Annotated in this window: 6 protein-coding genes; 5 read left to right on the top strand and 1 reads right to left on the bottom strand. The window is 53.8% G+C overall.

The window, feature by feature from the left end; translation table 11 throughout:
* On the bottom strand, positions 1 to 1,338 hold a 1,338-nt coding region (locus tag EV656_RS16285; RefSeq protein ID WP_132605831.1), incomplete at its 3' end, for a DEAD/DEAH box helicase family protein.
* Positions 1,339 to 1,756: 418 nt separating this feature from the next.
* Here EV656_RS16285 and EV656_RS16280 point away from each other — a divergent pair.
* The 5 genes from EV656_RS16280 (at position 1,757) to EV656_RS16260 (ending at position 7,135) form a co-directional block, all read left to right on the top strand.
* The gene (locus EV656_RS16280; protein WP_132605829.1) at positions 1,757 to 2,230 is read left to right on the top strand and encodes a BRO-N domain-containing protein; all 474 of its coding nucleotides are present in this window, start codon (positions 1,757 to 1,759) and stop codon (positions 2,228 to 2,230) included.
* A 617-nt stretch (positions 2,231 to 2,847) separates the two neighbouring features.
* Positions 2,848 to 3,633 (top strand): phage Gp37/Gp68 family protein, encoded by a 786-nt coding sequence (locus EV656_RS16275; RefSeq protein ID WP_132605827.1) that lies wholly within the window; start codon positions 2,848 to 2,850, stop codon positions 3,631 to 3,633.
* 21 nt (positions 3,634 to 3,654) lie between these two features.
* Positions 3,655 to 4,866: a three-Cys-motif partner protein TcmP gene (locus EV656_RS16270; RefSeq protein WP_132605825.1), complete on the top strand. Its 1,212-nt coding sequence runs from the start codon at positions 3,655 to 3,657 to the stop codon at positions 4,864 to 4,866.
* A 38-nt stretch (positions 4,867 to 4,904) separates the two neighbouring features.
* Complete coding sequence (gene dgt, locus EV656_RS16265) at positions 4,905 to 6,347, top strand: dGTP triphosphohydrolase (protein ID WP_132605823.1); 1,443 nt, start codon at positions 4,905 to 4,907, stop codon at positions 6,345 to 6,347.
* An 8-nt stretch (positions 6,348 to 6,355) separates the two neighbouring features.
* The gene (locus EV656_RS16260; protein ID WP_132605821.1) at positions 6,356 to 7,135 is read left to right on the top strand and encodes a hypothetical protein; all 780 of its coding nucleotides are present in this window, start codon (positions 6,356 to 6,358) and stop codon (positions 7,133 to 7,135) included.
* Positions 7,136 to 7,472: the final 337 nt, after the last annotated feature.

The raw sequence follows: 7,472 nt of genomic DNA, 5'->3' as shown, positions 1-7,472 counted from the left end.
GACGCCACGACCAACCGCCTGCACGATGGCATGTGCATGCTCTCCGAGAGCGACACGCTTCTCCACACCGTCCGGCAGCGCCTTGTCCATCGGCAAGCCAAGGCTGGCATGGGCGAGACCCATGTATTGGCTGGGCGGCAGGTTGAAGGTCCCCGCCAGGATCAAGACAGGCACATCAGCGTATTCGTTGGTCGCCTGGTGCATCCCCCAGTGCAGAAAGCTGGTGCTGGCTGAGGCGTCGGGACCGAGGGCTGTGCTGATGAGACCGGGGACGTCGAGGTGCTTGTCGGCCTTGTGGTGGACGATCAGACAGCGCTCATCCGGCCTGCAACCGCGCATCTCAGCGACAGTCTTCGCCAGTACTGGGCCGTTTTGTCCCCAGCTGCTTTTGCCAGCGCCCTTCCGGGCAACATGGATCGTCAGCGGGCTGTAGTCCTTGGTCGCCGATGGCAGGAAGACCACACCGCCTCGCGTCTCCGCCCACAGCTTGTAGGTCTCACGCACTCGCGCCGAGGCGTCCAGCACCAGAACAGGAGCCAGGTCTTCCGGCAGAATCGCCCTGGCAAGCACGGCAACACGTTGGCTGCCCCAGCCTGGGCATACGCGGACCTGCTGACCCGACAGCTGCGCCAGCGCTTCCACATGTGCTGTCCGCCATTCGTTTCCGAGCATGGCCGCAGCACGTTGAAGGACTTCAGGGTCTAGCTTCGGAAACCGGAACAGGGACCCGATGTCTGCCCTCCGCAGCCGGTCCATCAGACCATCCACCTTGTCAGCGAAGTCTGCCGAGACACGCCGGAAGAAACCCAGGAGGCCGCCAATGTCATCGCTCGACAGCATGACCACCTGACCCGGCTCCATCGTCTCGTCCCAGACCCGGACCTCACGAGGCAGACCCTGGTAGTGGAAGGTGGAGCATGCCTCGAAGCGTCCTCCCCGCAGCCTGGACAGAAGCATCTGCTGGGTTGTGAAGAGAACACGCGCTTCGCCGGGCGGTGTGGAAGACAAGGCGTTGACCTCGTCGTCACTGGTCAGCACAGCAAAGTCCACCTCCTCCAGACCCGCATCCTGAACGATCCGCTCGATCTCGGCCTTGCGCGACAGGCAGACCAGAACCGCGACATCGCCGTGGTCCTGAGACCCCATCAACTGCCGTAGGAAGATGATCAGCGACGTGGTCTTTCCCATTCCAGGGTCGAGGCTGGACACATAGACCCGCCGCTCCGCAGCCCCTTCCGCCATGTCGGTCATGGTCTGGATCACGCTTTGCAGGGCGTCATGGTGTTGGGAGGAGAGGTGTTGTCCGTGATGATGAAGGGTCTCGACAACCTCGTTCATGGTCGAAGAGGTCAGGCCAACTGAACCAGTATGGCTTCTATCAAAGCTATGTAGAGGACATACCAGTTCGGCGGCAGCGTCAGGAAAAAACGCTGGTTGGTCAGCAGGATAAGATACATGTGCATGGGGCATGGGTTATCCGTGTTGAGGATGCACGCCTCCGTTGCTCCCTGAACGGGAGGCCAAACGATTTGGTGGAGGGGCAGGTTGTCGGGAATGCAGCCCGATGGTTCGGGTCATGCGATGGTGGAACTTAATTCCGGGTGAGCCGCTACCGTGTCCCCGAAAGGCCGTTCCGCCGGGGTTGTCGCCGAGGCTTGCGGCGGCATCCGGCCGGTCCTCGCCGATTAACCTCCACCATCGCTCTCACCAAAACCCCCGGCGCTCAAGCGCATCCGACAACCGGAAAGGAAACACGATGAGCAACGTCAACACCTTCTTCTTCAACTCATCGACCATCCGCGTGGTGACCATTGAGGGTCAGCCGTGGTTCGTGGCGGCTGATGTGTGCCGTGTTCTCGGGATCGGCAACACGACGAACGCCGTGCGCCCTCTGCACGATGACGAGAAAAGGCTTCATCGGATAAAGGGTATGCGCGGCTCTGCCCCCACCGTCGTCAACGAAAGCGGTCTCTACAAGCTGATCCTGCGGTCGGACAAACCAGCGGCCCGCGCTTTCCAAGACTGGGTGACCCGCGATGTGCTGCCCGCGATCCGCAAGGACGGCGGCTACATCATGGGCGAGGAGAAGGTATCGACCGGCGAGATGTCCGAGGACGAGCTGATCCTCAAGGCGGTGGAGGTTTTCCAGAGTAAGGTCGCGCAAGGGAAGCAGTTACGCCAGCAATTCGCTCGAAATCGTGCCTGCTCCGGTCTAGAAGCATGGACGTAATTAACCATACCCAGAAGGTCGTGACCGGCTCAGGGGCCAGCACCTGCCAGCATGACCCGTTCACCCTTAGCGAAGGCTCGACGACCAATCTATGATTGGATGAAGCACGTCTTGCCGACCTCGGGTTCTGACACGCTGCCGTCCATCACCTTGGACGGGCTACGTGGCACTCGGCCCCCATAACAGTCCCTGCTAACAGGGCGAAGGCGCTCTTTCCACAAGAAGGGCGGGGAGCCGTCATTTGCTGCAGAAGCGGTATCGACGATACTTCTGGGAGGAAGCTGACATTCGAAGCGGTTTGTGAGGTGCCCCTCAGACCGAGATATGATGCGACCGATCCATCACTCGCTTTTGCCAACGTTTGATCCTCAACTCGAACGCGACGCGTTTTGACAGAGATTAGGTAGGTCTTTTACTTGCTCGACGGCATGTGAACAAACTTGCAACTTCGGCGGCATTAGACGACTGTGCTTTCGTGCGGCTTGGTTGCTGTTTGCGATCATAGCACCGTCGTCGGCTCCGGGATGTACGCATCAGCGATCAGAAACCACCTTTCGTCAGGGATGCAGGATTTCCGATCTCGTGCTATCTCTCTGAGATATCGGTGGTTTTGACCCATGGAGACTGTCTTGTCAGAGATTGAATGGACTGACACAACTTGGAATCCAGTTGCCGGGTGTACTGCGGCGTCTAGCGGATGCACGAACTGTTATGCGATGTATATGGCTCTTCGGTTGGAAGCAATGGGAATGGAGAAGTATCAAGGGCTTGCGCGGCGTTCGGGTAAGAGAACCGTTTGGACAGGTGCCATCAATCTGGATGAAAAGTCTTTGGAGGCCCCGCTGAAATGGCGTAAGCCTCGAAAAGTTTTCGTTAACTCCATGAGCGATCTCTTTCATGAGAGAGTGCCGTTCGATTTCGTTGAAAAAGTTTGGCGGACAATGGAGGAAACGCCACACCATCAGTATCAAATTCTGACTAAAAGACCTGAGCGTATGCTTGAGTTCGTGAAAAACCATCTCAATACGGTGCTTCCAAATGTTTGGCTTGGAACTAGCGTCGAAAACGCTGATACGGCTGCGAGAATTGACGCTCTTTCTGTCACTCCTGCAATAATCCGGTTTATTTCCTTCGAGCCGTTAATTGCGCCGGTTGGAGATATTGATCTGAGCAACATCCATTGGGCTATTGTTGGCGGAGAGAGCGGATCACAAGCGCGCCCCATCAAAGAAGAGTGGATTGATGAAATTCACACTTTGTGCCAGCGTTATGGAACTGCGTTTTTCTTCAAGCAGTGGGGAACGTGGGGAAAAGACAACAAGAGGCGTTCTAAGAAAGCGAACGGGAGGCTGTTTCGGGGAAAAGTTTGGGAAGAAATGCCTACAATTTCGGTGTCTCCATAGGGTTTTCGGAGCGCCTTCAGCATGGTTAAGAGACAGTATGACTGGGAGAACGGTGCCAAAATCCGTCCGCACTCCAAGATCAAGCTCGCGATTATCAAAGAGTACATTCACGAGTATGTTCGTGTTAGATGTAGCTTGCCTCAGCAAGAGAGATTTCGACTGTCCTTTGTGGATGGGTTCTGCGGAGCCGGAGCATACGAATGTGGTACGCTTGGTTCGCCTCTGATGGTGCTCCAAACGCTTAAATCAGTGAGCGCCGAGGTAAATCTCAGAAGGAAAATAGACGGGTTCAAACCGATTTCCTTCGAGTTCTTCATGTACTTCAATGACCTCTCCCCTGTTGCCATACAGGCCCTGCGAGGTAGTGTTGACGCGTTCTTGCAGGAACACCAAGACCAGCACAGCGGTGCAACGTTCTACGTGAAATATTTCGAAGGCGATTTCGGGGGCAACCTTCCAAGTATCGCTCAAATGGTTGTGGCTTCTAGGGTTCGAAACACCATCTTCAACCTCGATCAGTATGGTCACGCTGATGTATCGGAAGAGCATCTTCGAACGACTCTGTCGCTGACGCGGTCTTCCGAAGTATTCCTAACATTCTCTATCAAGTCCTTCTTGGCATTCATCAGTCCCACGAGAAGACAAGACAAAAGATTGTTTGACGAGCAAATCTCAGAAATCTCCCTGCACAAGACCAAGAAGGAGTGGCTTGCGGCAGTCGAAAAAGTCGTATTTGAGGAGTTCCAAACGCTGGCAAATTTCGTCAGCCCATTCTCGATTAACAACCAAAGTGGATGGGAGTACTGGCTGGTACATTTCGCGAATTCCTTCCGGGCCAGACAAGTTTATAACGATATCTTGCACCGAAAAAAGAATTCGCAAGCGCATGTGGGTCGGTCTGGCCTTCAAATGTTGAGGTACAACTCTATCGAGGATGCTTCGCTGTACCTGTTTGATGCGAACTCGCGGCGAGGTGCAAGGGAGGAACTTTTGGCTGATATACCTAAGTTCCTTAGGGATTGTACTCCCGAGGCTTCTCTATCTGTCGCGGATTTTTTCGATCAAACATATAACCAAACACCCGCCCACTCAGATGACCTCAACAGCGCATTAATCAAATCACCGGAAGTAGAGATCGTGACCGCGACCGGCGGAAGGCGGCGGAAGCCACAAATGATAAAACGAACAGATACAATCCGACTAACACCACAAAGATCTTTTCACTTTCTTTGACCCAACGCGGAAAGCAACAGAACAATTTGGAGAATGCAATGGACTGGAAGAAACTTATGTCCGCAACCCGGCGGAAAGACATGCACAAAGAAAACGAGAAGCCACTGAACGCAGGTGGTGATAGAACGGAAATTGAACGCGATTACGACCGGGTTCTTTTTAGCACTCCCGTTCGGCGGCTGGCCGATAAAACCCAAGTCTTTCCCTTAGAGAAAAATGATAGCGTTAGAACGCGCCTTACTCACTCCCATGAGGTTTCCAATATTGCACGGAGTATTGGTGTTGCACTCGCTCATCGTGACGGAACCGAGTTTAACTCAGTAGATTTTCAGCGTGATCTGCCCGCAATCCTCGCGACGGTAGGGTTGGCACATGACATCGGCAACCCACCGTTTGGCCATCAAGGCGAGTATGCCATTGGAGATTGGTTTAAAAGGAATGAGGAGATTGCATTCGAATTCCTTAATGATGAGGGCCTAGACCTTTCGCCGAATATAAAGAGGCGTATGCGCCTCGACTTCGAAAAGTTTGAGGGCAATGCCCAAGCGCTTCGCGTGCTCACCAAGCTCCAGATCATGAACGACAACTTTGGGCTCAATCTTACATGTGGCGCACTCGCTGCTCTAATGAAGTACCCTGGGACATCGGAGCAACAGGACAAGTCAAACATTGCGACTAAAAAGTTCGGATGCTTTCATTCCGAACTTGATGTGGTGGCGGACGTCTGGAAAGAAACCGGGCTGAAAGAGGGGCTGCGGCATCCGCTAACTTTTTTGATGGAAGCAAGCGACGACATTGCCTATTCGGTTTTGGATGTGGAAGATGCGGTAAAGAAAGGGCTGGTTTCCTACAGAGACTTGATCAGCTATCTCGAAGCTGGGGCGGACGGAGAACCTGAAGCCGACGCTGTGATCAAAGATGTCTGCGAGCGAGCGGACGCACAGCACAAAAAGCACAAAGATGCAAAACTGTCGCCGAACGAAGTGAATGATCTTTCAACCCAGATGTTCCGGGTTTTTGCCATCGGAAACATGGTTTCTGCGGTCATAGAGGCTTTCCTAGAGAGGCAATCCGATATTGAGCAAGGTGCCTTGAAAGATGATCTCATTGCCGTGTCGAGCGCAGCATTGCTTTGCAAAAAGCTGAAAGGTTTTGCGTTCGAAAACGCCTACAAGCACCGAAGTGTTCTTGAATTGGAATTGGAAGGACACAAAGTTATCCATTCAATCATGGACATGCTTTGGCCTGCCATCGTTAGCCGTGGCGACCCGCGGAAGGAGACCAAAGGGCATCCCGGAACTCCTTTTGAGAAATACGCCTACGGACGTATCTCGGAGAATTATCGGCGAGTTTTTGAAAGCCCAAACGAGGACCTGCCGTTGGGTTATCGCCGCTGTCAATTGCTCGCAGACATGATCTCTGGTATGACTGACGGCTTCGCACTAAGCTTTGAGCGGGAACTTAGAGAGCTTCGCTGTTGAGGAGAGAGATGAAACCTGCACTTGACCAGAAAGCCGCCAAGAAGCGCATCCGTCGCTTCTTCGATGAGCCGATGGCTGAGCGTCGGGCTGTGGGCTGCTTTATTGACGAAGTGTCTGTTTGCGCAGATATTTTTGTCTTTGGTGGAGCACTCAGGGACATCTCCCTTCTTGGTGCTCCGAGCTTCGCCAGCGATGTAGATACGGTTGTTCAGGTGCATGATGTTGAAGCCTTCATGGACATCTTGGGCCGGTACGACGCAGTGCAGAACAAGTTTGGCGGACATCGTGTGCGTTTTGGAAGATGGAACTTTGATGTATGGGAGGTCTCGCGAACTTGGGCCTTTGCGGAGGGTGTTGTCGAAGCGCTCAGTCCGTTGTCCCTTCTCGAAACCACCTTCTTCAATTGGGACGCTATTCTATATGACTGGCGATCTGGTTCGCTACACTACGGTCAAAATTATTTTTCCGATCTGTCTCAGAAGTATTTGGAACTCGTACTGGAAGACAACCCGAACGCCATTGGTGCACTAGTCCGCACGCTGCGAACACTTTGCTTGTCTGATGAAATTCAGACTGGGCCAAGGCTTTCTGCATTTGTTGTGAGTGGGCTTGAGGATATCTCCAATGAGGAGATTTTGTCCTACGAAGCAAGTAGTTTCTCGCGCAAGCGGCTGTCTGAAACGTTGCTGTCAGACATGAGAACCAGAGCTTTGGAGTGGGACCAAAACAATGCATTTCAGTGGCTGCCCAGGCGGCAATTGTCTCTATTTGACAACTTCGCCAGCTAGCGGGCTTTTGGTCAGAGTGTATATCAATGCCGCTCTGCTTGAGCATCGAGAGTTATGGGCGGCTGACACGGGAAGTCCCCAAAAATCGGCATGCAAACGAACCCACTCAGGCAAGTCATGAGCATTGAATTCGTCGGCCACTAGATTTTGCATTCGCGGCGAAAGTCCGGAATGACGGGCTGCATCGCAGCGGGGGTGGAGCCCGGCCAATGGCCGGTACGGGCCGACTTCGATTGGTCCACCGTTTCTTTCGCACCGCGCGGCAAACGGACGATGGTGCTGGAACATAGCAGATTTCAAGGATGAGCGCTCTCTGATCGTCCACCACAAGGCCGAT

Source organism: Rhodovulum adriaticum, from assembly GCF_004345735.1.
Classification (GTDB): domain Bacteria; phylum Pseudomonadota; class Alphaproteobacteria; order Rhodobacterales; family Rhodobacteraceae; genus Rhodovulum; species Rhodovulum adriaticum.
The sequence above is the reverse complement of the archived record's forward strand: the minus strand, read 5'-3'. Positions and strand labels throughout refer to the sequence as shown.

Excerpts from the sequence above, each read along its gene's own strand:
- EV656_RS16280 (WP_132605829.1), top strand. The coding sequence starts at position 1,757 with ATGAGCAACGTCAACACCTTCTTCTTCAACTCATCGACCATCCGCGTG.
- EV656_RS16275 (WP_132605827.1), top strand. The coding sequence starts at position 2,848 with ATGGAGACTGTCTTGTCAGAGATTGAATGGACTGACACAACTTGGAAT.
- EV656_RS16270 (WP_132605825.1), top strand. The coding sequence starts at position 3,655 with ATGGTTAAGAGACAGTATGACTGGGAGAACGGTGCCAAAATCCGTCCG.
- dgt (WP_132605823.1), top strand. The coding sequence starts at position 4,905 with ATGGACTGGAAGAAACTTATGTCCGCAACCCGGCGGAAAGACATGCAC.
- EV656_RS16260 (WP_132605821.1), top strand. The coding sequence starts at position 6,356 with ATGAAACCTGCACTTGACCAGAAAGCCGCCAAGAAGCGCATCCGTCGC.